This window comes from Streptomyces misionensis, assembly GCF_007896895.1.
Classification (GTDB): domain Bacteria; phylum Actinomycetota; class Actinomycetes; order Streptomycetales; family Streptomycetaceae; genus Streptomyces; species Streptomyces misionensis_A.
On record NZ_VOGW01000087.1, the window covers coordinates 26,744 to 51,170 of the forward strand.

The following is a 24,427-nucleotide window of genomic DNA, read 5'->3' on the forward strand; positions in this document are numbered from 1 at the left end:
TGCGCAAGCGCCCCGTTCGTCTCACTGGCGCCGGTTGAGGTACCCCAGCATCTCGTCGTGCAGCAGGCCGTTGGAGGCCGCCGCGTTGCCGCTGTGCGGGCCCGGGCGGCCGTCGAGCCCGGTGAAGGTGCCGCCGGCCTCCGTGACGACGATGGCGTTGGCGGCCATGTCCCACAGCGACAGCTCCGGCTCCGCGCAGAGGTCCACGGAGCCCTCGGCGACCATCATGTACGGCCAGAAGTCCCCGTACCCCCGGGTGCGCCAGACCTGGCGGGTCAGGTCGAGGAAGCCGTCGAGCCGGTCCTGCTCCTCCCAGCCCGACAGGGACGAGTAGGCGAAGGAGGCGTCCGCGAGGGTGTTGACGCCGGAGACGTGGATGCGGGTGGCGGAGGTCAGGTTGCGGCCGGTGAAGGCGCCGTGCCCCTTCGCGGCCCACCAGCGGCGGCCGAGGGCGGGGGCGGAGACGAGACCGACGACGGGCTGGTAACCGCCCTCACCGGCCTCCATCAGCGAGATCAGGGTGGCCCAGACGGGGACGCCGCGCACGTAGTTCTTGGTGCCGTCGATCGGGTCGATCACCCAGCGGCGGGGGCCGGAGCCCTCGATGCCGAACTCCTCGCCGAGGATCGCGTCTCTGGGCCGGGCGCGCTGGAGCTGGCCGCGGATGAGTTCTTCGGCCGCCTTGTCCGCCTCGCTCACCGGGGTCATGTCCGGCTTCGTCTCCACCTTGAGGTCGAGGGCCTTGAAGCGGTCCATCGTGGTGGCGTCGGCCGCGTCGGCGAGGACATGGGCGAGACGGAGGTCGTCGAGGTAGTCCGGCATGTACGTCACGCTATCGGTCGGGGTCGGCGCGGGGCCAGCGAGGGGGCTTTCCGGGCGGTTCGCGGCCGCGGCCGACGGCATCGCGACCGCCAGGGGCCCGCGAAACCGCGCGAGCGGGCACGCGGTGGCCCCTCCCGCCCCCCTTGACACCTCCCGAAAGCCCGTCAAATCTGGCCGGAACGCCCTTCGGTCCAGGGAGGCGAGGATGGCTGCTGCCCGGGAGTCCCTGCTGGACGCCGCTCTCACGGCGCTCGACCGCCGGCCCTGGCCGACGGTGCGGATGGTGGAGGTGGCCGCCGCGGCGGGCGTGTCCCGGCAGACGCTCTACAACGAGTTCGGCGGCAAGGACGGCCTCGCGCGGGCGCTGGTGCGCCGGGCGGCCGACGGGTATCTCGCCGGGGTGGAGCGGGCCCTCGCCGGCACCGGCGGCACCTGGGAGCGGCTCACCGCGACCGCCGAGTGGACGACCACGGCGGCCCAGGGCAACGCGCTGGTCCGGGCGTTGCTCACCGGCTGCTGGAACGAGCGGCTGCCGAGACCGCGGCCCGACGCCCCCCGGGTCCCGGCGCCGCGCCGGGCGGAGCGGCCGCTGCCCACGCCCCCGGAACTGGTCCGGATGGTCCGCGACCGCGCCGTCACCGCGCTCGCCGCACCCGGCACCGGCCGCGCCGCCACCGCCGAACTCGCCCGTTCCTGCGAACTCGTCGTGCGCCTCGCCCTCTCCTGCGTGGCGGCACCACCGGCCGAGGGCGGGGTCGCCGAACTGGTCCGGGCCGTGGCGCCCCGCTCCCCGCGCTGACCCGGGCCCGCCACCCCCCGCGGCGGAACGGCGGTCGGCCCGGGCCGACGCTCACCGCCGAACCGGCGCCCGCGGACCCGGCGCGCCGAATCAGGGCCTCTCGTTCGGATCAGGCCGGACTCGCGGGGCCCGGCACGCGCACCTGCCGCGTTGTCGTCGGTCGCCGACTCCCCCACGCTCGGCTTCGCTCGCGCGGGGGCACCCCCATCGCGTCGACTCCCTCCTCCGCCTCGCATCCGCACGCACCGGACCCCGCTCCCTGATCCGGCCTGATCCGAACGGAAAACCTTAGTGCGCCGAGCCCGACAACTGGAGGCCGACGATGCCCACGATCACGAAGCCGATGGAGACGAGCTTCAGGGTGGAGACCACGTCGCCGAGGAAGACCATGCCGTAGATCGCGGTACCGGTCGCGCCGATGCCGGTCCACACCGCGTAGGCCGGGCCGACGTCGAGCTTGCGCAGGGAGAGGGTCAGCAGACCGAAGCTGCCGAGGGCGAAGGACGCGAAGGCGATCGTCGGCCACAGCCGGGTGAAGCCGTGGGAGAGCTTGAGGCACACGGCGAAGCCGGTCTCCAGCATTCCGGCCACGATGACCAGCAGCCACGCCATGCGCTGTCCTCCCGTTGCTCCGGATCTCCGACCCGGTGTGATTATGCACGCGCGACACCCCCGACCGGGCGAACAACGCGAAGGTCAGTCGCCTTCCGTGCGCTCCCGCGTCGCCAGCAGCCGCCGCAGCGAGTACAGCCGCGCCGGGTCCGCGTGCCCCGCCTGGACCCACGCGTCCAGCGCGCAGTCCGGCTCGTCGTGGCTGCACGCGCGCGGGCAGTCCGCGGTGCCCGGCTCCAGGTCCGGGAAGGCGTGGATGACCCGGGACGGATCGATGTGCGCCAGGCCGAAGGACCGCACCCCCGGGGTGTCGATCACCCAGCCGTCCGCCTCCGCCAGCGGCAGCGCCAGCGCCGACGTGGTGGTGTGCCGGCCGCGCCCCGTCACCGCGTTGACGTGTCCCGTCGTACGCCGCCGCTCCTCGGGCACCAGCGCGTTCACCAGCGTCGTCTTGCCCACGCCGGAGTGGCCCACGAACGCGGTGATCCGGCCCCCCAGATGCTCGCGCACCCGGTCCGCCGCGTCCCCGTTCTCCAGTTCGTCGCGGCTGGTGACCACGTAGGGGATGTCCAGATCGCCGTACAGCTCCAGGAGTTTGTCCGGCGGGGCCAGGTCCGACTTGGTCAGCACCAGCAGCGGTTCGAGTCCGCCGTCGTAGGCCGCGACCAGACAGCGGTCGATCAGCCGGGGCCGGGGCTCGGGGTCCGCGAGGGCGGTGACGATCGCCAGCTGGTCGGCGTTGGCGACCACCACGCGCTCGAACGGGTCGTCGTCGTCCGCCGTGCGCCGCAGCACCGAGGCGCGCGCCTCGATCCGCACGATCCGCGCGAGCGTGTCCTTCCTGCCGGACAGATCGCCGACCAGCGCCACCCGGTCGCCGACCACCGCGGCCTTGCGGCCCAGCTCCCGCGCCTTCATCGCCATCACGACCCGGTCCTCGACCAGGCAGGTCAGCCGCCCGCGGTCCACGGTGAGGACCAGTCCCTCGGCCGCGTCCTCGTGCTTGGGCCGGATGTTGGTCCGCGGCCGGTTGCCCTTGCGGTTGGGGCGCGTGCGGATGTCGTCCTCGTCGGTGTGCTTGCCGTAGCGGCGCATGACGTGTCCCTACTGCCCGAGCATCCCGGTCCACAGCTCGGGGAAGTCCGGCAGGGTCTTCGCCGTCGTCGCGATGTTCTCGATCCGAACGCCCTCGACCGCCAGGCCGATGATCGCGCCTGCGGTGGCCATGCGGTGGTCCTCGTAGGTGTGGAAGGTGCCGCCGTGCAACGGGCGCGGGCGGATGTGCAGACCGTCGGCCGTCTCCGTGACGTCGCCGCCGAGCTCGTTGATCTCCTTGGTGAGCGCGGCCAGCCGGTCCGTCTCGTGCAGCCGCAGATGGGCCACGTTGCGCAGGGTCGAGGGGGAGTCGGCGAGCGCGGCGACGGCCGCGATGCCCGGGGTCAGCTCGCCCACGTCACCGAGGTCGACGTCGATGCCGTGGACCGCCCCGGAACCCGTGAACACCAGCCCGTACTCGGTCAGTTCGCAGGAGCCGCCCATCTCGGTGAAGATCTCGCGCAACCGGTCGCCCGGCTGCGTGGTGCGCTCCGGCCAGTCCGGGATCAGCACCTTGCCGCCCGTCACCAGCGCCGCCGCCAGGAACGGCTGCGCGTTGGAGAGGTCCGGCTCGATCGTCAGGTCCCGGCCGAGCAGCGCGCCCGGCGTCACCCGCCACACGTTCGGCTCGCCGCCCGACTCCGGGGTGTCCACCTGGGCGCCGACCGCGCGCAGCATGTCCACCGTCATCCGGATGTGCGGCATGGACGGCAGCGTCGCGCCCGTGTGCCGGACCTCCACGCCCTGGTTGAAGCGCGGGGCGGACAGCAGCAGCGCGGAGACGAACTGCGAGGAGGAGGACGCGTCGATGGAGACCGGGCCGCCGTCCAGCGCCCCGCCGCCGTGCACGGTCAGCGGCAGCGCGCCCCGGCCGTCGTCGTCGATCCGGGCGCCCAGCGCGCGCAGCGCGTCGATCACGCCGTGCAGGGGACGCTCGTACGACCGCGGGTCGCCGTCGAACCGGACCGGGCCGTCGGCCAGCGCGGCCACCGGGGGCAGGAAGCGCATCACGGTGCCGGCGTTGCCGACGTCCACCCTGGCCGGGCCGTGCAGCCCGGTCGGCAGCACCCGCCAGGCCTCGCCGGCGGCGTCGGAGCCGGCCGCGACGGAGGAGCTGGACGACACCGTCTCCTCGATCTCCACGCCCATGGCCCGCAGCGCGTCCGCCATCAGCAGGGTGTCGCGGGAGCGCAGCGGGCGGCGCAGCCAGCCGGGCTCGGAGGCGAGGGCGGCCAGCACCAGGGCGCGGTTGGTGACCGACTTGGACCCCGGCACGTGGACCGTGGCGTCGACGGCTCCGCTCGCGTGCGGGGCGGGCCAGAGGGCGGAGGAGGCGGTGTTCGGGGCCATGGGCCCACTTTATAAGGCTTTATAGGAAGGGCCGCCGGTCGTCCGCGCCGGGCGGTCTCAGACCTCCAGCAGCCAGCGGCCCCCGCCGATCAGCGAGCACAGCGACACCGCGTGGAACAGGAAGAGCCACAGGCCCGCCGGAACGTGCGTCAGCCGCGCCAGCTGGTCCGCGTCCGAGTCCCCGGCCTCGCCGCGTCCGCGCTTGCGCTGGAGCTCGAACGGCGGCCGTACGCCCCCGAGCAGCAGGAACCACACCACGGCGTACGCGAACGCCGCCTGCACCTGCGGCCCCGTGAGCCAGGACACCAGCAGGAACGCACCGCCCGCGAGCACCACGGTCAGTACGCCGTACGCGTTGCGGATCATCACCAGCATCAGCGCGAGCAGCGCCGTGGCCACCCACAGCAGCAGCGTGATGCGGCCCGTGGCCAGTAGCGCGGCGCCGCCGAGGCCCAGCAGCGAGGGAGCGGTGTAGCCCGCCGCCGCGGTGAGGATCATGCCGAGCCCGTACGGCTTGCCGCGGCTCACCGTGAGCCCGCTGGTGTCCGAGTGCAGCCGGATGCCGGTGAGCTGCCGGCCGGTGAGCAGGGCGATCAGCCCGTGGCCGCCCTCGTGCGCGATGGTGATCGCGTTGCGCGATATCAGCCACAGCGCGCGCGGGGCGATCACCACCAGCGCGGCGGCCAGGGTGGCGAGCACCACCCACAGGGCGGGGTCGGGCTGGGTGCCGGTGAGCCGGTCCCAGAGGCCGGGGAGCGCGGTGGCGGCGAGGTCGTTCATGTCTCGGAGTGGCTCCCTGGGTCGGTGCGGAGTCTGGCAGTGTGGCACGTATGTGCGGACGGTATGCAGCCAGTCGTAGGCCCGAGGACCTCGCCGGAGCGTTCGGGATCGAGAAGTGGGAGCCCGAGGAGGCCCTGGAGCCGGACTACAACGTGGCCCCCACCAAGGAGGTCCACGCCGTGCTCGACCGCCCTCTGAAAGACGCCGACTCGCCGCGCCCGGTTCGCCAGCTGCGCCGGCTGCGGTGGGGGCTCGTGCCGTCCTGGGCCAAGACCCCCGAGGGCGGCGCCCGGATGATCAACGCCCGCGCGGAGACCGTGCACGAGAAGCCCGCCTACCGCCGCGCCTTCGCCGCCCGCCGGTGCATCCTGCCCGCCGACGGTTACTACGAATGGGTGACCGGGCAGCAGGAGCGGGACCTGGAGGTCGAGGGGAAGAAGAAGCGGCCCCGCAAACAGCCGTACTTCGTGCTGCCCGCCGACGGCTCGGTGTTCGCGATGGCCGGCCTCTACGAGTTCTGGCGCGACCGCACGCTGCCCGACGACCACCCCCAGGCCTGGTGGGTCACCTGCTCGGTGATCACCACGGAGGCCGAGCGGACCCCGCTGGCCGTCGCCCCGGCCGAGGGCCCCCGCTCGCTCGCGGACATCCACCCCCGGATGCCGCTGATGCTCACCCCGGACCGCTGGGACGCCTGGCTGGACCCCTCCCGCACCGACCCGGAGGAGCTGCGCGCCCTGCTCGCCCCGCCCCCGCCGGGACTGATGCGCGCCTACCCGGTCGCCACCGCCGTCAGCAACGTCCGCAACAACGGACCGGAGCTGCTGAAGGAGCTGGAGGGCCCGGAAGAGGGCACACTCTTCTAGCGTGATCGAGATTGTCGAGACCGACACCGGAACCGCCCGCATCACCTGGCACCGGGCGACGGACCCCAGGGCCGTCCTCGCGCTGAGCCACGGCGCCGGCGGCGGCATCGAGGCCCGCGACCTCCAGGCCCTCGCGGGTGCCCTGCCCGCGCGCGGCGTGACCGTCGCCCTCGTGGAACAGCCCTGGCGGGTGGCGGGCAAGAAGGTGGCGCCCGCCCCGAAGACGCTGGACGCCGGGTGGCGGGGGATCTGGCCCTCGCTGTCCGGGATGGAGCTGCCGGTGATCTCCGGGGGCCGCAGCGCCGGCGCCCGCGTCGCCTGCCGCACGGCCACGGAGCTGGGCGCCCGCGCGGTGCTCGCGCTGAGCTTCCCGCTGCACCCGCCGGGCAAGCCGGAGAAGTCCCGGGCGGACGAGCTGCTGGGCACCGGCCGGCCCACCCTCGTCGTCCAGGGCGGAGGCGACCCCTTCGGCAGGCCCGCCGAGTTCCCGAAGGGCGACTTCCGGATGGTCGAGGTGCCGTACGGCGATCACGGCTTCGCGGTGCCCAAGCGCGCGGACATCACCCAGGAACGGGCCCTTGAGATCCTCACCGAGGGGGTCGCCGAGTGGACCGCGTCACTCGGGTGACGGCCGGGAATGCCGCGCGGGGCGGCGCTGTTGAGGCGGACAGAAGTGCTGAGGCCTCGGCACCGACCTCGTGGAAAGGAAGTCCGCCGCATGGGTTCGACCATCTGCCCGGCCCGGCAGTCCAGTACCGACCTGGACTGGACGGTGTTCCACGCGCCCAAGGCCGGTCCTATTCGAGGGGCGGCGGGCGAGGGTCGTGTTCTATCCTCCGAAACGAGTGGGACCGGTTTCGGTGCCACCCGGGATCTTGAGGAGGTGGGTCCGGTCACTGGGACCGACGCGGGGACCGACAACGGCGGCCAGGCGGAGCAGCCCGAGGGCCGGGGCACGAGCGCGGAGACGTTCTCCGAGTCGACCGCTGAGCGCAGCGCGCGCTTCGAGCGGGACGCACTCGAATTCCTCGACCAGATGTACTCGGCCGCCCTGCGCATGACGCGCAACCCGGCCGACGCCGAGGACCTCGTGCAGGAGACGTACGCCAAGGCGTACGCGTCCTTCCACCAGTTCCGCGAGGGCACCAACCTCAAGGCGTGGCTGTACCGGATCCTCACCAACACGTTCATCAACTCCTACCGCAAGAAGCAGCGCGAGCCGCAGCGTTCGGCGGCGGAGGAGATCGAGGACTGGCAGCTCGCCCGCGCCGAGTCGCACATGTCGACGGGCCTGCGCTCCGCCGAGTCGCAGGCGCTCGACCACCTGCCCGACTCGGACGTGAAGGAAGCGCTCCAGGCGATCCCCGAGGAGTTCCGCATCGCCGTGTATCTCGCCGATGTCGAGGGGTTTGCCTACAAGGAGATCGCGGACATCATGGGGACACCCATCGGTACGGTGATGTCCCGGCTGCACCGGGGCCGCCGTCAGCTGCGCGGCATGCTGGAGGACTACGCCCGTGAGCGCGGGCTGGTCCCGGCGGGCGCCGGAGAGTCGAACGAAGCGAAAGGCTCGGGCTCATGAGCTGCGGAGAGCCGCACGAGACGGACTGCGGTGAGGTCCTGGACCATCTGTACGAGTTCCTCGACAGCGAGATGCCGGACGTCGATCGCGACAAGTTCCGGCACCACTTCGAGGAGTGCTCGCCCTGCCTGGAGAAGTACGGCCTGGAGCAGGCCGTGAAGAAGCTGGTCAAGCGGTGCTGCGGCCATGACGACGTGCCCGCCGACCTGCGGGCCAAGGTGATGGGGCGGCTCGACCTGCTCCGCTCCGGCCAGCCCGCGCCCGACCACGACATCACGACCGCCCAGGACGGCTGAGCCGGACCCGGTTCCCGCCCCCGCCCGCACGCGCCGGCTCCCGGAACATCCGGCCGGCGAGACGTACGGCACTGTCTGATCCCGTCCGCGTCTGGGTAACCCATGGGTAATGAGCGCCGTCCCCGCCGCACGTGGTTGGATGCGAGGGAGAGGGCGCCCGGGGGCACAGCCAGCCCACGGTGCGGAACTGGAACCGGCAGGCGGGAATCGTGAGGATCTTCGGCAAGGGACGGCACCGGCCCTCCGCCTCCTGGCGGCAGGCCACCGACCGCGCGTTCACGCTCATCGGCGACGGCCGGTACGAGGACGCGGGCGAACTGCTGACCCGCGCCGCCGACCTGGAACCCTGGCTGTCCGAGTCCTGGTTCAACCTGGCCCTGCTGCACAAGTTCCGGCACGACTGGGAGCAGGCCCGCGCCGCCGGGCTGCGCGCCGTCGCCCTGCTCGAGCGGGAGTCCGGCGCGCCCGACTGGTGGAACGTGGGCATCGCCGCCACCGCCCTCCAGGACTGGCCGCTGGCCCGCCGCGCCTGGCAGGCGTACGGGCTCAAGGTGCCCGGGGGCGTCGCGGCCGCCGGGGAACCGCTCGGCATGGAGCTGGGCAGCGCCGCCGTACGGCTCTCCCCGGAGGGTGAGGCCGAAGTGGTGTGGGGCCGCCGCCTGGACCCCGCGCGGATCGAGGTGCTCTCCATCCCGCTGCCGTCTTCCGGTCGGCGCTGGGGCGAGGTCGTGCTGCACGACGGCGTCCCGCACGGTGAGCGCACCACCTCCGCCGGGCACAGCTACCCGGTCTTCGACGAGATCGAGCTGTGGGCGCCCTCGCCCGTGCCCACCTGGGTGGTGCTGCTGGAGGCGGCCACCGAGGCGGACCGGGACGCGCTGGAGCAGCTGGCCGCCGACGCCGGGTTCGCGGCGGAGGACTGGTCGTCCTCGGTGCGGCTGCTGTGCCGGATGTGCAGCGAGTCCCGGATGCCGTCGGACGAGGGCGACGGGGTGCACCTCGACCCGCACGACCACAGCGAACCCGGTCATCCGGGCCCGCTGGGTCATCGCACCGACGGCCAGCTGTGGGTCCCCGAGCGCGAGTGCGGGGTGGCCGCGCCGCCCTCGCTGGTGCGGGGGCTGCTGGACGGCTGGGTGGCCGACAGCCCCGATTCGAGGGACTGGCGGGACTTGGAAGAGGTTTGCTGAGCAGCCGGTGACCGGCCACCTTTAGGCTGTACACGCAGAATTTTCTAGGCTTGCAGGAAGGCGTACGTCGGTCATGGCGCAGCAGGACACCGATCAGCAGCACGCGGGCGTGCTCCCCGTCGACGACGAGGGCTATGTCGTGGACACGGAGGACTGCGAGGGGCGCGAGAAGGCCTGGCGGGAGAGCGGGACCTCGCGCCCGATCACGGTCGTCGGCAACCCGGTGCTGCACAAGGAGTGCAGGGACGTCACCGAGTTCGGCGAGGAGCTGCGGCAGCTGGTCGCCGACATGTTCGCCAGCCAGCGCACCGCCGAGGGCGTGGGGCTGGCCGCCAACCAGATCGGCGTCGATCGGAAGGTCTTCGTCTACGACTGCCAGGACGACGAGGGCGTCCGGCACGTCGGCGTGGTGTGCAACCCGAAGCTCGTCGAGCTGCCCGCGGACAAGCGCCGGCTGGACGACAACAACGAGGGCTGCCTGTCCGTGCCCGGCGCCTACGCCGCGCTCGCGCGTCCCGACTACGCCGAGGTGACCGGCCAGGACGAGCAGGGCAACCCGATCAAGGTCCGCGGCACCGGGTACTTCGCACGGTGTTTGCAGCACGAGACCGACCACCTCTACGGCTACCTCTACATCGACCGGCTGTCCAAGCGGGACCGCAAGGACGCGCTGCGGCAGATGGCCGAGAACGAGCCGCGCTACCCCGTGGTCGCCAACGACTAGCCTTCATCGGGTGGTTGGGCGCCCGGCCGGGATCACCCCGGCCGGGCGCCCTTCTTCTTGCCCTCCGCTTCTCCTCTTTCGCTCATCACTGCGCCGTACAACTGGTCGCTTCCTTGGTTGCCGATGATCATCTCTCGGTCACACAAGAGGGGCTTCTCGGCACCATGGGGTAGTGAGTGAAGCAAATCCGTTCCCATAGTGGTCAGTTGTGGTGCTGAATGGGGAGTGGGGACAGGCAACGGCGCACGCCCGGCACCACCCGGGGCGTGCGTATCCGGCGGCTGAGAGGGGTTTGTTCTGTGCAAGCTTTCCCACGCAGCACCACAGAGTCACCGACGGCGGTCGTGGTACCACCCTCACTGGCACTCTCGGTGATCGAGTCACGTTTTCCCCGGCGACTGCACCCGTATTGGCCCCGGCTCCAGGAGAAGACCCGGCGGTGGCTGATGGAAAAACGGCTGATGCCGGCGGAGAAGGTACGCGAGTACGCGGACGATCTGCGCTACACCGACCTGATGGCGGGCTACTACACGGACGCCGCCGACGACGTGCTCCAGGCCATTGCGGACTACAGCGCCTGGTTCTTCGTCTGGGACGACCGTCACGACCGCGACATCGTGCACGGCCGGGTGGGCGACTGGCGGCGGCTGCGGCACCGGCTGCACGCGGCACTCGATGCTCCCCGGCACCACCTGCACCATCCGGACCCGCTGGTCGCGGGCTTCGCCGACAGCGTGCTGCGACTGAACGGGTTCCTGCCGGGCACCTGGAACCAGCGGTTCGCCCGGCACTTCCACGCGGTCATCGAGGCCTACGACCGTGAATTCCGCAATCGCCTCCGGGGGTACATACCCGGTGTCCGGGAATACCTGGCACTGCGCCGGCTGACCTTCGCGCACTGGATCTGGACGGACCTGCTGGAACCCAGCGCCGGATGCGAACTCCCGGACGTCGTCCGCAGGCACCCGGCCTATCGCCGTGCCGCCCTGCTCAGTCAGGAATTCGCCGCCTGGTACAACGACCTCTGTTCCCTTCCCAAGGAAATAGCGGGCGACGAGGTCCACAATCTCGGAATCAGTCTCATCACCCATGAGGGGCTGACTCTGAAAGAGGCGGTGGACGATCTCAGGCGGCGCGTCGAGGTGTGCGTTCACGAATTCCTCGACGCCGAGCGCGAGGCCCTTGAATTCGCGGACGCACTTGCCGACGGCACGGTCCGCGGGAAGGAATTGAGCACCGCCGTCCGCTCCTGCGTCGGCAATATGCGCAACTGGTTCAGCTCCGTCTACTGGTTCCACCACGAGTCCGGCCGGTACATGGTGGACAGCTGGGACGACCGCTCCACGCCCCCGTACGTCACGAACGAAGCGGCAGGTGAGTCATGACCGTCGAGTCTGTGCAGCCCCAGACCTCCGGCACCCCGGCGCAGTTGCGCGAACCACCCCTGGCCGGGGGCGCCGTCCCCGTGTTCGGGCACGGTCTGCAACTGGTCCGCGACCCGCTGGACTTCATGTCCCGGCTGCGCGACCACGGCGACATCGTGCGCCTCAGGCTCGGCCCCAAGACCGTGTACGCGGTCACCACCCCCGAGCTCACCGGCGCGCTCGCCCTCAGCCCCGACTTCAAGATCGACGGCCCGGTCTGGGAGTCCCTGGTGGGCCTGCTCGGCAAGGAGGGCGTGGCCACCGCCAACGGCCCCGTGCACCGGCGCCAGCGGCGCACCATCCAGCCGGCGTTCCGGATGGACGCGATCCCGGCCTACGGTCCGATCATGGAGGAGGAGGCGCACGCCCTGACCGAGCGCTGGCGCCCCGGCGAGACCGTCGACTGCACCTCGGAGTCCTTCCGGGTGGCCGTCCGCATGGCCGCCCGCTGTCTGCTGCGCGGCGCCTTCATGGACGAGCGCGCGGAGCGGCTGAGCACCGACCTGGCCACCGTTTTCCGTGGTATGTACCGGCGGATGGTGGTCCCGCTGGGGCCGCTGTACCGGCTGCCGTTTCCGGCCAACCGCGAATTCAACCGCGCCCTGGCCGATTTGCATCTGCTGGTGGACGAGATCGTCGCCGAGCGGAGGGCATCCGGTCAAAAGCCGGACGATTTGCTGACGGCATTGCTGGAGGCGAAGGACGACAATGGTGAGCCCATCGGGGAACAGGAGATCCACGATCAGGTCGTGGCGATAATCACCCCCGGTGCCGAAACGATCGCGTCCACGATCATGTGGCTGCTCCAGGCGCTCGCGGAACACCCGGAGCACGCGGAGAAGGTGCGCGCCGAGGTCGAATCCGTGACCGGCGGCCGGCCTGTGGGATTCGAGCACGTCCGCTCCCTCAGGCACACCAACAATCTCATCCTGGAGGCCATCCGGCTGCGTCCCGCCGTATGGATTCTGACGCGCCGGGCGACCGCCGACACCGCGCTCGGCGACTATCGCATTCCGGCCGGGGCGGACATCATCTACAGCCCGTACGCCATTCAGCGCGACCCCCGCTCGTACGACCGCCACCTCGACTTCGACCCGGACCGGTGGCTGCCGGAGCGGGCCAAGGAGGTGCCGAAGTACGCCATGAGCCCCTTCAGCGTCGGCAACCGCAAGTGCCCCAGCGACCACTTCTCGATGGCCCAGCTGAGCCTGATCACCGCGGCGGTCACGGCCAGGTACCGCTTCGAACCGGCCGCCGATTCTCGAGACACGGTCCGTGTGGGCATCACCCTGCGCCCGGACAACCTGCGGCTGCGGCCGCTGCCCTGGTAGTAGGGCCGGGGCGTCGCCTGCCGGCGCGCGTTCAGGCGGCCTGCGGGCCCCGGAACGCGCGCCGGTAGGCGTTCGGGGTGGTGCCGAGCGCCCGGACGAACTGATGGCGCAGCGCGGCCGCCGTGCCGAACCCGGTGCGGGCGGCGATCGCGTCCACGGTCTCGTCCGTGCCCTCCAGCAACTCCTGGGCGCACAGCACCCGTTGGCGCAGAATCCAGCGGTAGGGGGTGGTCCCGGTCTCCTGCTGGAAGCGGCGGGCGAAGGTGCGCGGGGCCATGTGGGCGCGGGCGGCGAGCTGCTCCACGGTCACCTCCGTGTCCAGGTGCTCCCCCATCCACACCAGCACCTCGCCGACGGTGTCGCAGGGGGCTTTGGGCAGCGGCCGCTCGATGTACTGGGCCTGGCCGCCGTCCCGGTGCGGGGGTACCACCATCCGCCGGGCGATCTTGTTGGCGACCTCCGGGCCCTGCTCCTTGCGCACCAGGTGCAGACAGGCGTCGATGCCGGCCGCGGTGCCGGCGGAGGTGATCACCGGGTCCTCGTCCACGTACAGCACGTCCGGTTCCACGGCGAGCCGGGGATAGCGCCGGGCCAGCTGCTCGGCATGGTGCCAGTGCACCGCGCACCGCCGTCCGTCCAGCAGCCCCGCGGCGGCCAGCACGAACACCCCCGAGCAGACGCTCAGCACCCGGCAGCCGCGCTCGACCGCCCGGCGCAGCGCGTCCAGGAGCTCCGGCGGATAGTCCCGCTCCACATAGCTCTCGCCGGCGGGCACGGCGATCAGATCGGCCTCCTCCAGCCGCTCCAGGCCGTGCGGGGTGGAGACGGTGAACCCGCAGTGGGTGGCGAGGTCGGGGCCCTCGGCCGAGACCACGGCGAAGTCGTACACCGGCAGTCCCTCGTCGCTGCGGTCGATGCCGAACACCTCGCAGACGACGCCCAGCTCGAAGGGGTGCACTCCGTTCAGCAGCACGGCGGCCACGTTCTTCAGCATGACCCCAGTGTGCCGCAGCACTGGCAGTAATTCGAGGGTGTACGGCAGTCCTGCCACTCCCGGTCAGCAGTGTCCGGCAGGACAGTAGTGGCATGACTGGAAACCAGATCCAAGGCCTGATCGGAATGACCGCCACTCTCGGCATCCTGGTCCTCCTGGTCCTCCCCTCCGTGCTCGGCATCCTGCGCGACAGGCGCATCGACCGGCAGATCAGGAAGGCCCAGGAGGCCCACCGGGAGCAGGAGGCTCAGAAGTCCTCGTCCAGATCGACGGTGCCCTCCACCGCCACCTGGTACGCCGACGGGCGGCGCTCGAAGAAGTTGGTCAGCTCCTGAACGCCCTGGAGCTCCATGAAGGAGAAGGGGTTCTCGGAGCCGTAGACCGGCGCGAAGCCCAGCCGGGTCAGCCGCTGGTCGGCCACGCACTCCAGGTACTGCCGCATCGACTCGGTGTTCATGCCCGGGAGGCCGTCACCGCACAGGTCGCGCGCGAACTGCAGCTCGGCCTCGACGGCCTCCCGCAGCATGTCGGTGACCTCCTGCCGGAGCCGGTCGTCGAACAGCTCCGGCTCCTCCTTGCGGACGGTGTCGACCACGTCGAAGGCGAAGGACATGTGCATCGTCTCGTCGCGGAACACCCAGTTGGTGCCGGTCGCCAGGCCGTGCAGCAGGCCCCGGCTGCGGAACCAGTAGACGTACGCGAAGGCGCCGTAGAAGAACAGGCCCTCGATGCACGCGGCGAAGCAGATCAGGTTGAGCAGGAAGCGCCGGCGGTCCGCCTGCGTCTCCAGGCGGTCGATCTTGTCCACCGAGTCGATCCACTTGAAGCAGAACTCGGCCTTCTCGCGGATCGAGGGGATGTTCTCGACGGCCGCGAACGCCGCCGTCCGGTCGTCCGGGTCGGGCAGGTAGGTGTCCAGGAGCGTCAGATAGAACTGGACGTGCACGGCCTCCTCGAACAGCTGGCGGCTCAGGTAGAGCCGCGCCTCGGGGGAGTTGATGTGCTTGTACAGCGTGAGCACCAGGTTGTTGGCGACGATCGAGTCACCCGTCGCGAAGAACGCGACCAGGCGGCCGATCAGATGCTGCTCGGCCGGGCTGAGCTTCGCGAGGTCGGCGACGTCCGAGTGGAGGTCGACCTCCTCCACGGTCCAGGTGTTCTTGATGGCGTCCCGGTAGCGCTCGTAGAAGTCGGGGTAGCGCATGGGGCGCAGGGTCAGTTCGAAGCCCGGGTCGAGCAGGTTGGTGTGTCGTTCGGTCTTCACTGGCAGGCCTCGCAGGACTCGGGGTTTTCCAGGGAGCAGGCGACGGCGTCGGGGTCGGCGACCTGCTGGACGGGGATGGTCTGCTGCGCCCGGGCGGCACGGGCGATCCGGGTCGCCGGGCGCGAGCGCAGGTAGTACGTCGTCTTCAGCCCGGACTTCCAGGCGTACGCGTACATCGAGGAGAGCTTGCCGATGGTCGGCGTCTCCATGAACAGGTTCAGGGACTGCGCCTGGTCGAGGAAGGGGGTGCGCGCCGCCGCCATGTCGATCAGACCGCGCTGCGGGATCTCCCAGGCCGTGCGGTACAGCGCCCGCACCTCCTCGGGGATCCACGCGAAGCCCTGCACCGAGCCGTTGGACTCGCGCAGCGCCTCCCGGGTGCGCGCGTCCCAGACGCCCAGCTCCTTCAGGTCCTGCACCAGGTAGGAGTTGACCTGGAGGAACTCCCCGGACAGCGTCTCGCGCTTGAACAGGTTGGACACCTGCGGCTCGATGCACTCGTACACGCCCGCGATGGAGGCGATGGTGGCCGTCGGCGCGATCGCCAGCAGCAGCGAGTTGCGCAGGCCGACCGCGGCGATCCGCGTGCGCAGCGCCGCCCAGCGCTCGGGCCAGGTCTCCTGGACGCCGTAGTGGTCGGGGTGCAGCACCCCGCGCGCGGTACGGGTCCGCTCCCAGGCCGGCAGCGGGCCGTTGCGCTCGGCGAGGTCGGCGGACGCCTCGTACGCGGCGAGCATGATCCGCTCGGCGATCCGGGTGGACAGTGCCTTCGCCTCGGGGGAGTCGAAGGGCAGCCGCAGCTTGAAGAAGACGTCCTGGAGACCCATCGCGCCGAGGCCCACCGGACGCCACTTGGCGTTGGAGCGGCCGGCCTGCTCGGTCGGGTAGAAGTTGATGTCCACGACGCGGTCGAGGAAGGTGACGGCCGTGCGGACGGTCTCGTCGAGCCGCTCCCAGTCGATGTCCTGCGCCGCCGTGTCGACGAACGCGCCCAGGTTGACGGAGCCCAGGTTGCAGACCGCCGTCTCGCCGTCGTCGGTGACCTCCAGGATCTCCGTGCAGAGGTTGGAGGAGTGGATGACCTGGCCCGGCTCGGCGGTCTGGTTGGCGGTGCGGTTGGCGGCGTCCTTGAAGGTCATCCAGCCCTGGCCGGTCTGCGCGAGGGTGCGCATCATCCGGCCGTACAGCTCACGGGCGGGCATGGTCTTCTTCGCCAGCCCCTTGCGCTCCGCCGCGCGGTAGGCGGCGTCGAACGCGTCGCCCCACAGGTCCACCAGCTCCGGCACGTCCGACGGGGAGAACAGCGACCATTGCTCGTCGGCGTCCACCCGGCGCATGAACTCGTCCGGCACCCAGTGCGCGAGGTTCAGGTTGTGCGTGCGGCGGGCGTCCTCACCGGTGTTGTCCCGCAGCTCCAGGAACTCCTCGATGTCGGAGTGCCAGGTCTCCAGGTACACCGCGGCCGCGCCCTTGCGCCGGCCGCCCTGGTTCACCGCGGCCACCGAGGCGTCCAGGGTCTTCAGGAACGGCACGATGCCGTTGGAGTGCCCGTTGGTGCCCCGGATCAGCGAACCGCGGGCCCGGATGCGGGAGTACGACAGCCCGATGCCGCCCGCGTGCTTGGAGAGCCGGGCGACCTGGTGGTAGCGGTCGTAGATGGAGTCCAGCTCGTCCAGCGGGGAGTCGAGGAGGTAGCAGGACGACATCTGGGGGTGCCGGGTGCCGGAGTTGAACAGCGTGGGGGAGGAGGGCAGGTAGTCGAGCCGGCTCATGAGCCCGTAGAGCGCGGCGACCTCGTCCACCGAGCGGACGGAGTCGTCCTCGGCCAGCCCCGCGGCGACCCGCAGCATGAAGTGCTGGGGCGTCTCGACGACCTTGCGGGTGATCGGGTGGCGCAGCAGGTAGCGGCTGTACAGGGTGCGCAGGCCGAAGTAGCCGAAGCGGTCGTCGGCGCCCGTGTCCACCAGCGCGTCCAGCCGGGCGGCGTGGATCCGCGCGAACTCGGCGGTGCGGTCGGCGATGAGGCCTTCGCGGTGTCCGACGGCGACCGACTCGGTGAACGAGGTCACGCCCTGCGAGGCGGCCTCGGCCCGGATGGAGACGGTCAGCAGCCGGGCGGCGAGCCGCGAGTACGCGGGGTCCTCGGAGATCAGGCCGGCCGCGGCCTCGGTCGCGAGCTCGCGCAGCTCCGCCTCGTCGGCGTGGGCCGACCGGCCGCGCAGCGTGGCGGCGGCGACCCGGCCGGGGTCGGCGTCGGGGAGGTCTGCGGTCAGCTCGGTCAGGGTCCGCAGCAGCGCGGCACCGGGACCGTCGTTCTCCAGACCCGGAATTGATGCCGGGTCGGCTGGCGCGATGGTCACGTGGGGCTCTCCCTCGCTCGGCACGGGGGCCTGGCGGAGGGCAGGGGGCAGCCACGAGCGCACACGGCGTCGCGTCCACCGGCCCACTCCACGAGGCCCGGACGTCTCAGGGCACCCGGACCGGACGGCCGGGTGCGCTGTCGGCAGGTCCTCGGACTGACTCCTGTGCGCGGATACGCGCAAGTACACCGTTGCGGGACAGTTCCGGATTCGCACCGGATTCCCCTGCGGCGACAGCGAGCATGAGCATACATCTAGTGCCGGGCTGCCGTGTCACCCCCAGATGTTGTGTCGCCGTGGTATCAGAGCGTCAGCTCGTCAGCGGGGAGAGTGACGTCGTCCGGCTCCGGCGGGCGATTCCCGTCCCGGTCGGGCGTGCGGACGGAACCCGGCCGTTCGCGGAGCCGGTGGGCGCCGCGCGGGCAGAGCGCGCACGACGACGGGCCGCCGGAGCATGTGCTCTCCGGCGGCCCGTGCGAACGAAAGACCCTAGTGGGTGCTCCCCGCCGTGGCGGGCGGCAGTTCCGCCTCGACGCCCGGGTCGCCCACGTCCGCCGTGTAGTCCCCGGGGCTCGTCTCGTCCACGCCCTCGGGCGCCTTCACGGCCTTCAGGACGACGGTGAGGACGACGGTCACCACGACGTTCAGCACGAACGCCGTCATGCCGATGTAGCCGATCTGGCCGATGCCCGGGATCTCGTCGGCCGAGCCGCCGAAGTGCTTCTGGGTCGGCGAGGCGACGCCGTACGCGGCGAGGGTGCCGTAGACCATGCCGACCGCCCAGCCGGCGAGCAGCGCCCAGCGGTGGAACCAGCGGGTGAACAGGCCGCCGACCAGCGCCGGGAACGTCTGGAGGATCCAGATGCCGCCCAGCAGCTGGAAGTTGATCGCGACCGTCTTGTCCATGCCGAGCACGAAGACCAGCGCGCCCACCTTCACCAGCAGCGACACGAACTTGGAGACCTGGGCCTCCTGCTTCGGCGTGGCGTCCGGCTTGATGAAGTCCTTGTAGATGTTGCGGGTGAAGAGGTTCGCCGCCGCGATGGACATGATCGCCGCCGGAACCAGCGCGCCGATGCCGATGGCCGCGAAGGCCACACCCGTGAACCAGTCCGGGAACATGTCCTCGAACAGCTGCGGGATCGCCAGCTGCCCGTTGTCCACCTTGACCCCGGCCGCGATCGCCATGAAGCCCAGCAGCGCCAGCAGGCCGAGCATCAGGGAGTACAGCGGCAGGATCGTGGTGTTGCGCCGGATCACCTCACGGCTGCGGGAGGAGAGCGTCGCGGTGATCGAGTGCGGGTACATGAACAGCGCGAGCGCCGAGCCCAGCGCCAGGGTGGCGTACGACCACTGGCCCGCCGCCGGTGGCGCGAGCGCCCCGCGCGGCTTGCCGGTCTTCGGGCTGATCTGGCTGAAGGCGTGGCCCGCCTTGGCGAAGATGTCGTCGAACCCGCCCAGCTTGATCGGGATGTAGATGATCGCCACCAGGATCACGATGTAGATCAGCGCGTCCTTGACGAAGGCGATCAGCGCGGGCGCCCGCAGGCCCGAGGAGTACGTGTACGCCGCCAGCACCGCGAAGGCGATCAGCAGCGGCAGGTCCTTCACGAACTCGTTGGTGTTGTCGCCGCCGCCGACGCCCATCACGTCCAGCACCGCCTGGATGCCGACGAGTTGCAGCGCGATGTACGGCATCGTCGCGAGGATGCCGGTCAGCGCCACCGCGAGCGACAGCCCCTTCGAACCGAACCGGCCGCGCACGAAGTCGGAGGTGGTGACGTACCCGTGGCGGTGCGAGACCGACCACAGGCGCGGCAGGAACGTGAAGATCAGCGGGTACACCAGGATCGTGTACGGCACCGCGAAGAAGCCGGACGCGCCCGCCGCGTAGATCGCCGCCGGCACGGCGACGAAGGTGTACGCCGTGTACAGGTCGCCGCCGAGCAGGAACCATGTGATCCAGGTGCCGAACGACCGTCCGCCCAGGCCCCATTCGTCCAGCGAGTGCTCGTTCTCGGCCCGCCGCCAGCGTGCGGCGAGGAAGCCCATGACCGTGACGGCCAGGAAGAAGAAGATGAAGACGCCGAGCGCGACGCCGTTGACGCCGTCCTTCACCGCGCCGCACCCCCCTGAGCGTCCTTGCGGGAGCGCTGGTCGTGCTGCCACAGCTTGTACGCGATCATGGTGAGCGCGGTGGAGATCAGCACCCAGACCATCTGGTACCAGTAGAAGAACGGGATCCCGATGAAGGCGGGGTCCGTCTTCGCGTACGAGCCGACCCACAGCATCGCCACGAAAGGCGCGACGAGACACAGGCCGATGATCACCCTCACCGGTGTCACGACCGGTGGTCTCACTTCAGGTGTTTCGGACATGTCACGGCTCCGTCCCTCGCTGATCACCTGTAATGCGCAGGCAATCTAGGTGACGGTGTCGTGGCAGGGAAGACCCTGTCCGCAGGTCGGTATATCGATTCGGCGAAGGCGCGGCCCGGCCCTAGTCCAGGGGGCGCTTGAGGCGGGCGACGAACTTGTACCGGTCGCCCCGGTAGACCGAGCGCACCCACTCCACCGGCTGGCCGGCGCGGTCCACGGAGTGCCGGGACAGCATCAGCATCGGCAGACCCACGTCGGTGCCCAGCAGGCTCGCCTCGCGCGGGGTGGCCAGGGAGGTCTCGATGGTCTCCTCGGCCTCGGCGAGATGGACGTCGTAGACCTCGGCGAGCGCGGTGTAAAGGGAGGTGTACTTGACCAGCGAGCGGCGCAGCGCCGGGAAGCGCTTGGCGGACAGGTGCGTGGTCTCTATCGCCATGGGCTCGCCGTTGGCCATGCGCAGCCGCTCGATGCGCAGCACGCGTCCCCCGGCGGTGATGTCCAGCAGCCCGGCGAGCCGGTCGTCGGCGGTGATGTAGCCGATGTCCAGCAGCTGGGAGGTCGGTTCCAGGCCCTGGGCGCGCATGTCCTCGGTGTAGGAGGTGAGCTGGAGCGCCTGGGAGACCTTGGGCTTGGCGACGAAGGTGCCCTTGCCCTGGATGCGCTCCAGCCGGCCCTCGACGACCAGCTCCTGCAGTGCCTGGCGGACCGTGGTGCGGGAGGTGTCGAACTCCGCGGCCAGCGTGCGCTCCGGCGGGACCGGCGTGCCCGGTGCCTGCGTCTCCGTCATGTCGAGCAGGTGCTTCTTCAAACGGTAGTACTTCGGCACGCGCGCGGTGCGGACGGTCGTGCCGGCCTCGGTCTCCGCGCTGCTGACATCGGTGCTCATGCTCTGCCTTCCCGGCTCCGGATGCCGAAAGCGACCGACATCCCATCGGCCACGGCTCACATCGTGGCACGGCTCGCTGTGTCAGGACTCCACCCGCACGCTCCGTGATCTCCTCTATATACCGTTGCGGCCCTGGTTGGTCTAGTCCAGCAGGGGCGGCGGGTGCGGTCGCCGCCCCTGCCGCAGCACTAGATTCCCTGCCACTCCGGCTTGTTGGCGTAGGTGTGCCGGAAGTAGTCGGCCAGCTTCAGCTTGCCGGCGGCCGCCTCGTCCACCACCACCGTGGCGTGCGGGTGCAGCTGGAGCGCGGAGGCCGGGCAGACGGCGGCGACCGGGCCCTCGACGGTCGCCGCGACCGCGTCCGCCTTGTTCTCGCCGGTCGCCAGCAGCACCAGGTGGCGGGCCTCCAGGATGGTGCCGATCCCCTGGGTGACGACGTGGTGCGGGACCTGCTCGATGTCGCCGTCGAAGAAGCGCGCGTTGTCGACGCGGGTCTGCTCGGTCAGGGTCTTGATCCGGGTGCGGGAGGCCAGCGAGGAGCAGGGCTCGTTGAACCCGATGTGCCCGTCGGTGCCGATCCCGAGGAGCTGGAGGTCCACCCCGCCGGCCGCCGCGAGCGTGCGGTCGTACGCCTCGCACGCCGCCTGGATGTCCTCGGCCGTGCCGTCGGGGCCGAGGAAGGCGTCCATGCCGATGCCGAGCGGCTCCAGCACCTCCCGGCGCAGCACCGAGCGGTAGGACTCGGGGTGGTCGGCGGGCAGCCCCACGTACTCGTCGAGCTGGGCTATGCGGGCCCGCGAGGTGTCCACGGCGCCGGCGCGCACCTTGGCGGCGAGCGCCTGGTAGACGGGCAGCGGGGTGGAGCCGGTGGCGACGCCGAGCAGGGCGTCGGGCTTGCGTCGCAGCAGCTGCGCCATGGCCTCGGCGATCAGCTCGCCACCCGCCGCGGCGTCCGGAACGATGACAACTTCCACGCTGGGCCTGCCGTTCTGGAGAGGGCTCTGTGCGTCTATGTGGTTTAGACCAATCTAACAGAACGGGCCCCCGCTGCCGATGGCTCGCGGCCGGGGTCGCGGAAATTGCCGTCGCCGTGTGTCCCCATGGCCGGCCGGGGCGGGCTAGGCTGCGCGTGGCATCGAGTGCCAGGGGCGCGGACGGCCGCTCGACGGCGCCGTGCGTGCCCGCAAGGGCATGGACATGCCTCATGGTCCAGTCCACAATCGAAGAGAACTGTTCGAACCGTTCGAAGAGGTTCGGAGTTCGAAGAGAACAAACAAGCCTCCGTCTTCCCCGCACAGGAAGGCGGATCGAGGAACCGGCGCTCTCTGCCCTGACTGCCCCGGCTCCTCGGCCTTCGGCCGGCCGGGACCGCACACCCCGCGGCCGATGATGCTCCGGGCTGCGGTGCCGGGAGGGTTGAGGGTCCCTTCCAGGCGCCGCGGCCCGCGGGTGTTTTCCGGCCGGCTCAACGGCCCCGGTACGCTCGCAGGGTGCCCTCCATGAACGAGCTGGTCCGCCAGCACACCGCCCTCGACGACTCCGATCTGGAGTGGCTGCACCTGCTGGTCTCGGAGTGGCAGCTGCTGTCCGACCTCTCCTTCGCCGACCTGGTGCTCTGGGTCCCCACCCGGGACGGCACCCGGTACGTCTCGGTCGCCCAGATGCGCCCCAACACCGGCCCCACCTCCTACCAGGACGACATGGTCGGCCACCTGGTCCCGCGCGGCCGGCGGCCCATGCTGGACGCGGCCCTGGACGAGGGCCGGATCGTGCGCGAGGGCGACCCGGAGTGGCGCGAAGAGGTCCCCGTACGGGTGGAGTCCATCCCCGTGCGGCGCGAGGGCCGGGTCCTCGGGGTGATCGCGCGCAACACCAACCTGCTCACCGTCCGCACCCCGAGCCGGCTGGAGCTGACCTACCTCCAGAGCGCCTCCGACCTCGCCCAGATGATCGCGGCCGGCTCCTTCCCCTTCCCCGGGCAGCAGGTCGACATGGACGCCTCCCCGCGCGTCGGCGACGGCCTGATCCGGCTCGACGCCGACGGCATCGTCCAGTACGCCTCCCCGAACGCCCTGTCCGCCTACCACCGCCTCGGCCTCGCCGCCGACCTGGTCGGGCACCACCTCGGGCAGACCACCGCCGAGCTGGCCCCCACCCGGGGCCCGGTGGACGAGGCGCTGGCGAAGGTGGCCAGCGGCTGGGCGCCGCGCGAGTTCGAGATCGAGTCGGCGGACGGGGTGATCCAGTTCCGGTCCATCCCGCTCAAGCCCAAGGGCACCCGGATCGGGGCGCTGGTGCTGTGCCGGGACGTCACCGAACTGCGGCGGCGCGAGCGCGAGTTGATCACCAAGGACGCGACCATCCGGGAGATCCACCACCGGGTGAAGAACAACCTCCAGACGGTGGCCGCCCTGCTGCGGCTCCAGGCCCGGCGCATCGACTCGGAGAGCGGTCGCGCGGCCCTGGAGGAGGCGGTGCGTCGGGTCGGCTCCATCGCCATCGTGCACGAGACGCTGTCCCAGAACCTGGACGAGCGGGTGGAGTTCGACGACATCGCCGACCGGGTGCTCGCGATGGTCGCCGAGATCTCGCCGGGCAAGGTGACCGGCCGGCGCAGCGGGCGGTTCGGGATACTCGACGCCGAGGTGGCCACCCCGCTGTCCATGGTCCTCACCGAGGTGCTGCAGAACGCCCTGGAGCACGGCTTCGGCGAGGGCGAGACCGGCACGGTGGAGGTCGCGGCGGTGCGCGGCGGCACGACCAAGGAGGCCCGCCTGCTGGTCACGGTCCAGGACGACGGCGTCGGCCTGCCCGAGGGCTTCGACCCGCACCGCTCGGGCAACCTGGGCCTGCAGATCGTACGGACCCTGGTCGAGGGCGAACTGGGTGGCAGCTTCGACATGGTCCCGGCCCCGCGGCGGGGGACCAGGGTGCTGCTGGACATCCCGGTGCGCGCCGAGAAGTAGCGGCGAAGCGGCGGGAAGCAGCCGATGGGCCCGGCCAACGGGCCCGGTCCGGAAGGCCGTTGGAGCCGGCGGGCAGCCGACGGCCGCACGGCGCGGGGGCGCCGGGGAAGCGCCTGGGTGAGCACAGCAAAAAGCCCCGGACCGTCGTTGGTCCGAGGCTTGTGCTCGTTGCTGCGCTGCTGTTCGCTGGCGGCATCGGGGGATACTGCGCGCTGCTGCTCGGGGGCGGGAGATGCGTACGCGATGCACGCGCCGCCAAGCTCAGGCTGTCACCTGGGGTGGGTGTGTCAGGCGGAGGCCTGACGGGCCCGGTTGCGGGCGGCACGGCGCTTCATCGCGCGACGCTCGTCCTCGCTGAGGCCACCCCAGACGCCGGAGTCCTGGCCGGACTCAAGCGCCCACTGCAGACACTGCTCGATCACCGGGCAGCGGCGGCAGACGGCCTTGGCTTCCTCGATCTGCAGCAGCGCGGGACCGGTGTTGCCGATGGGGAAGAAGAGCTCGGGGTCTTCCTCGCGGCAAACGGCGTTGTGACGCCAGTCCATGGCTGCTACCTCTCCTTGGTATTACGTGCAAGTTGCTTGTGAATGTGAACGCTTTCACGAATCCCTCGACAAGTGAAGGGCCGACCGCCGGGTCTTCCCCGGCGTGGTCCTTGGTATGAAGAGGGGTTCCGGTGATCAGTGGAGGCCGGTCTTGCGGGCCGTC

The 24,427-nt window shown here is 71.1% G+C and carries 24 protein-coding genes and 1 riboswitch; of the genes, 11 read left to right on the forward strand and 13 right to left on the reverse strand.

Annotation, left to right across the window (positions count from 1 at the left end):
• Positions 1 to 21: 21 nt before the first annotated feature.
• The gene (gene hisN / locus FRZ03_RS14880) at positions 22 to 822 is read right to left on the reverse strand and encodes a histidinol-phosphatase (RefSeq protein ID WP_146465632.1); all 801 of its coding nucleotides are present in this window, start codon (positions 820 to 822) and stop codon (positions 22 to 24) included.
• A gap of 205 nt (positions 823 to 1,027) precedes the next feature.
• Between hisN and FRZ03_RS14885 the strand changes: the two genes are divergently transcribed.
• Positions 1,028 to 1,621 carry a TetR/AcrR family transcriptional regulator gene (locus tag FRZ03_RS14885; protein WP_146465633.1) on the forward strand — a complete coding sequence of 198 codons (594 nt, stop codon included), beginning with the start codon at positions 1,028 to 1,030 and terminating at the stop codon, positions 1,619 to 1,621.
• Positions 1,622 to 1,909: 288 nt separating this feature from the next.
• Here FRZ03_RS14885 and FRZ03_RS14890 read toward each other — a convergent pair whose 3' ends face one another.
• The 4 genes from FRZ03_RS14890 to FRZ03_RS14905 all read right to left on the reverse strand — a co-directional run bounded on the left by FRZ03_RS14890 (position 1,910) and on the right by FRZ03_RS14905 (position 5,458).
• Positions 1,910 to 2,233: a DMT family transporter gene (locus FRZ03_RS14890; protein ID WP_146465634.1), complete on the reverse strand. Its 324-nt coding sequence runs from the start codon at positions 2,231 to 2,233 to the stop codon at positions 1,910 to 1,912.
• Positions 2,234 to 2,317: 84 nt separating this feature from the next.
• The gene (rsgA, locus tag FRZ03_RS14895; RefSeq protein WP_146465635.1) at positions 2,318 to 3,328 is read right to left on the reverse strand and encodes a ribosome small subunit-dependent GTPase A; all 1,011 of its coding nucleotides are present in this window, start codon (positions 3,326 to 3,328) and stop codon (positions 2,318 to 2,320) included.
• 9 nt (positions 3,329 to 3,337) lie between these two features.
• Complete coding sequence (gene aroA, locus FRZ03_RS14900) at positions 3,338 to 4,678, reverse strand: 3-phosphoshikimate 1-carboxyvinyltransferase (RefSeq protein WP_146465636.1); 1,341 nt, start codon at positions 4,676 to 4,678, stop codon at positions 3,338 to 3,340.
• Positions 4,679 to 4,735: 57 nt separating this feature from the next.
• On the reverse strand, positions 4,736 to 5,458 hold the full coding sequence (locus FRZ03_RS14905) for a M50 family metallopeptidase (protein ID WP_146465637.1): 723 nt from the start codon (positions 5,456 to 5,458) through the stop codon (positions 4,736 to 4,738).
• A gap of 50 nt (positions 5,459 to 5,508) precedes the next feature.
• Here FRZ03_RS14905 and FRZ03_RS14910 point away from each other — a divergent pair, with 50 nt between their 5' ends.
• The 8 genes from FRZ03_RS14910 to FRZ03_RS14945 all read left to right on the forward strand — a co-directional run bounded on the left by FRZ03_RS14910 (position 5,509) and on the right by FRZ03_RS14945 (position 12,871).
• The gene (locus tag FRZ03_RS14910; RefSeq protein WP_146465638.1) at positions 5,509 to 6,324 is read left to right on the forward strand and encodes an SOS response-associated peptidase; all 816 of its coding nucleotides are present in this window, start codon (positions 5,509 to 5,511) and stop codon (positions 6,322 to 6,324) included.
• Position 6,325: 1 nt separating this feature from the next.
• Positions 6,326 to 6,952, forward strand: a complete 627-nt coding sequence (locus tag FRZ03_RS14915; protein ID WP_146465639.1) for an alpha/beta hydrolase family protein — start codon at positions 6,326 to 6,328, stop codon at positions 6,950 to 6,952.
• A gap of 255 nt (positions 6,953 to 7,207) precedes the next feature.
• On the forward strand, positions 7,208 to 7,906 hold the full coding sequence (gene sigR / locus FRZ03_RS14920) for an RNA polymerase sigma factor SigR (RefSeq protein WP_146465640.1): 699 nt from the start codon (positions 7,208 to 7,210) through the stop codon (positions 7,904 to 7,906).
• Entirely contained in the window at positions 7,903 to 8,202 is a 300-nt protein-coding gene (gene rsrA, locus FRZ03_RS14925; RefSeq protein ID WP_146465641.1) for a mycothiol system anti-sigma-R factor, read from the forward strand. The genes sigR and rsrA overlap by 4 nt, the downstream gene beginning before the upstream one ends.
• 209 nt (positions 8,203 to 8,411) lie before the next feature.
• A complete protein-coding gene (locus FRZ03_RS14930; RefSeq protein WP_146465642.1) occupies positions 8,412 to 9,392 on the forward strand; it encodes a tetratricopeptide repeat protein in 981 nt (326 codons plus the stop codon).
• 73 nt (positions 9,393 to 9,465) lie between these two features.
• Entirely contained in the window at positions 9,466 to 10,116 is a 651-nt protein-coding gene (def, locus tag FRZ03_RS14935; RefSeq protein ID WP_146465643.1) for a peptide deformylase, read from the forward strand.
• A 299-nt stretch (positions 10,117 to 10,415) separates the two neighbouring features.
• Positions 10,416 to 11,501, forward strand: coding sequence for an epi-isozizaene synthase (gene cyc1, locus FRZ03_RS14940; protein ID WP_146465816.1), 1,086 nt, complete (start codon positions 10,416 to 10,418; stop codon positions 11,499 to 11,501).
• Positions 11,498 to 12,871: a bifunctional albaflavenone monooxygenase/terpene synthase gene (locus FRZ03_RS14945; protein ID WP_146465644.1), complete on the forward strand. Its 1,374-nt coding sequence runs from the start codon at positions 11,498 to 11,500 to the stop codon at positions 12,869 to 12,871. The genes cyc1 and FRZ03_RS14945 overlap by 4 nt, the downstream gene beginning before the upstream one ends.
• A gap of 31 nt (positions 12,872 to 12,902) precedes the next feature.
• Here FRZ03_RS14945 and FRZ03_RS14950 read toward each other — a convergent pair whose 3' ends face one another.
• On the reverse strand, positions 12,903 to 13,865 hold the full coding sequence (locus tag FRZ03_RS14950) for a GlxA family transcriptional regulator (RefSeq protein WP_146465645.1): 963 nt from the start codon (positions 13,863 to 13,865) through the stop codon (positions 12,903 to 12,905).
• 92 nt (positions 13,866 to 13,957) lie between these two features.
• Between FRZ03_RS14950 and FRZ03_RS14955 the strand changes: the two genes are divergently transcribed.
• Positions 13,958 to 14,200, forward strand: a complete 243-nt coding sequence (locus FRZ03_RS14955) for a hypothetical protein (protein ID WP_146465646.1) — start codon at positions 13,958 to 13,960, stop codon at positions 14,198 to 14,200.
• On the opposite strand, the gene FRZ03_RS14960 is transcribed toward FRZ03_RS14955, so the two are convergent.
• The 6 genes from FRZ03_RS14960 to nagB all read right to left on the reverse strand — a co-directional run bounded on the left by FRZ03_RS14960 (position 14,113) and on the right by nagB (position 21,727).
• Entirely contained in the window at positions 14,113 to 15,069 is a 957-nt protein-coding gene (locus FRZ03_RS14960; protein ID WP_261399122.1) for a ribonucleotide-diphosphate reductase subunit beta, read from the reverse strand. The two genes, FRZ03_RS14955 and FRZ03_RS14960, sit on opposite strands and share 88 nt — an antisense overlap.
• A gap of 56 nt (positions 15,070 to 15,125) precedes the next feature.
• A complete protein-coding gene (locus FRZ03_RS14965) occupies positions 15,126 to 17,489 on the reverse strand; it encodes a ribonucleoside-diphosphate reductase subunit alpha (protein ID WP_146465647.1) in 2,364 nt (787 codons plus the stop codon).
• Positions 17,490 to 17,614: 125 nt separating this feature from the next.
• A riboswitch (cobalamin riboswitch) is annotated at positions 17,615 to 17,739 on the reverse strand.
• 239 nt (positions 17,740 to 17,978) lie between these two features.
• A complete protein-coding gene (mctP, locus tag FRZ03_RS14970) occupies positions 17,979 to 19,607 on the reverse strand; it encodes a monocarboxylate uptake permease MctP (RefSeq protein ID WP_146465648.1) in 1,629 nt (542 codons plus the stop codon).
• A complete protein-coding gene (locus FRZ03_RS14975) occupies positions 19,604 to 19,867 on the reverse strand; it encodes a DUF3311 domain-containing protein (protein WP_070026806.1) in 264 nt (87 codons plus the stop codon). The genes mctP and FRZ03_RS14975 overlap by 4 nt, the downstream gene beginning before the upstream one ends.
• Before the next feature lie 121 nt (positions 19,868 to 19,988).
• Positions 19,989 to 20,753: a GntR family transcriptional regulator gene (locus FRZ03_RS14980; protein ID WP_146465649.1), complete on the reverse strand. Its 765-nt coding sequence runs from the start codon at positions 20,751 to 20,753 to the stop codon at positions 19,989 to 19,991.
• A 188-nt stretch (positions 20,754 to 20,941) separates the two neighbouring features.
• Positions 20,942 to 21,727, reverse strand: coding sequence for a glucosamine-6-phosphate deaminase (gene nagB / locus FRZ03_RS14985; RefSeq protein WP_146465650.1), 786 nt, complete (start codon positions 21,725 to 21,727; stop codon positions 20,942 to 20,944).
• Between the two features lie 525 nt (positions 21,728 to 22,252).
• On the opposite strand from nagB, the gene FRZ03_RS14990 reads away from it, so the two are divergent.
• The gene (locus tag FRZ03_RS14990) at positions 22,253 to 23,719 is read left to right on the forward strand and encodes a sensor histidine kinase (protein ID WP_146465651.1); all 1,467 of its coding nucleotides are present in this window, start codon (positions 22,253 to 22,255) and stop codon (positions 23,717 to 23,719) included.
• A 287-nt stretch (positions 23,720 to 24,006) separates the two neighbouring features.
• Here the strand turns inward: FRZ03_RS14990 and FRZ03_RS14995 are convergent, their stop codons facing one another.
• Positions 24,007 to 24,264, reverse strand: a complete 258-nt coding sequence (locus FRZ03_RS14995; RefSeq protein ID WP_003992873.1) for a WhiB family transcriptional regulator — start codon at positions 24,262 to 24,264, stop codon at positions 24,007 to 24,009.
• Positions 24,265 to 24,427 lie beyond the last annotated feature (163 nt).

What these genes read in the sequence shown, in the direction of transcription:
- hisN (WP_146465632.1), bottom strand. Translation starts at nt 822, where the DNA reads ATGCCGGACTACCTCGACGACCTCCGTCTCGCCCATGTCCTCGCCGAC.
- FRZ03_RS14885 (WP_146465633.1), top strand. Translation starts at nt 1,028, where the DNA reads ATGGCTGCTGCCCGGGAGTCCCTGCTGGACGCCGCTCTCACGGCGCTC.
- FRZ03_RS14890 (WP_146465634.1), bottom strand. Translation starts at nt 2,233, where the DNA reads ATGGCGTGGCTGCTGGTCATCGTGGCCGGAATGCTGGAGACCGGCTTC.
- rsgA (WP_146465635.1), bottom strand. Translation starts at nt 3,328, where the DNA reads ATGCGCCGCTACGGCAAGCACACCGACGAGGACGACATCCGCACGCGC.
- aroA (WP_146465636.1), bottom strand. Translation starts at nt 4,678, where the DNA reads ATGGCCCCGAACACCGCCTCCTCCGCCCTCTGGCCCGCCCCGCACGCG.
- FRZ03_RS14905 (WP_146465637.1), bottom strand. Translation starts at nt 5,458, where the DNA reads ATGAACGACCTCGCCGCCACCGCGCTCCCCGGCCTCTGGGACCGGCTC.
- FRZ03_RS14910 (WP_146465638.1), top strand. Translation starts at nt 5,509, where the DNA reads ATGTGCGGACGGTATGCAGCCAGTCGTAGGCCCGAGGACCTCGCCGGA.
- rsrA (WP_146465641.1), top strand. Translation starts at nt 7,903, where the DNA reads ATGAGCTGCGGAGAGCCGCACGAGACGGACTGCGGTGAGGTCCTGGAC.
- def (WP_146465643.1), top strand. Translation starts at nt 9,466, where the DNA reads ATGGCGCAGCAGGACACCGATCAGCAGCACGCGGGCGTGCTCCCCGTC.
- FRZ03_RS14945 (WP_146465644.1), top strand. Translation starts at nt 11,498, where the DNA reads ATGACCGTCGAGTCTGTGCAGCCCCAGACCTCCGGCACCCCGGCGCAG.
- FRZ03_RS14950 (WP_146465645.1), bottom strand. Translation starts at nt 13,865, where the DNA reads ATGCTGAAGAACGTGGCCGCCGTGCTGCTGAACGGAGTGCACCCCTTC.
- FRZ03_RS14955 (WP_146465646.1), top strand. Translation starts at nt 13,958, where the DNA reads ATGACTGGAAACCAGATCCAAGGCCTGATCGGAATGACCGCCACTCTC.
- FRZ03_RS14960 (WP_261399122.1), bottom strand. Translation starts at nt 15,069, where the DNA reads ATGCGCTACCCCGACTTCTACGAGCGCTACCGGGACGCCATCAAGAAC.
- FRZ03_RS14975 (WP_070026806.1), bottom strand. Translation starts at nt 19,867, where the DNA reads ATGTCCGAAACACCTGAAGTGAGACCACCGGTCGTGACACCGGTGAGG.
- FRZ03_RS14980 (WP_146465649.1), bottom strand. Translation starts at nt 20,753, where the DNA reads ATGAGCACCGATGTCAGCAGCGCGGAGACCGAGGCCGGCACGACCGTC.
- FRZ03_RS14990 (WP_146465651.1), top strand. Translation starts at nt 22,253, where the DNA reads ATGAACGAGCTGGTCCGCCAGCACACCGCCCTCGACGACTCCGATCTG.
- FRZ03_RS14995 (WP_003992873.1), bottom strand. Translation starts at nt 24,264, where the DNA reads ATGGACTGGCGTCACAACGCCGTTTGCCGCGAGGAAGACCCCGAGCTC.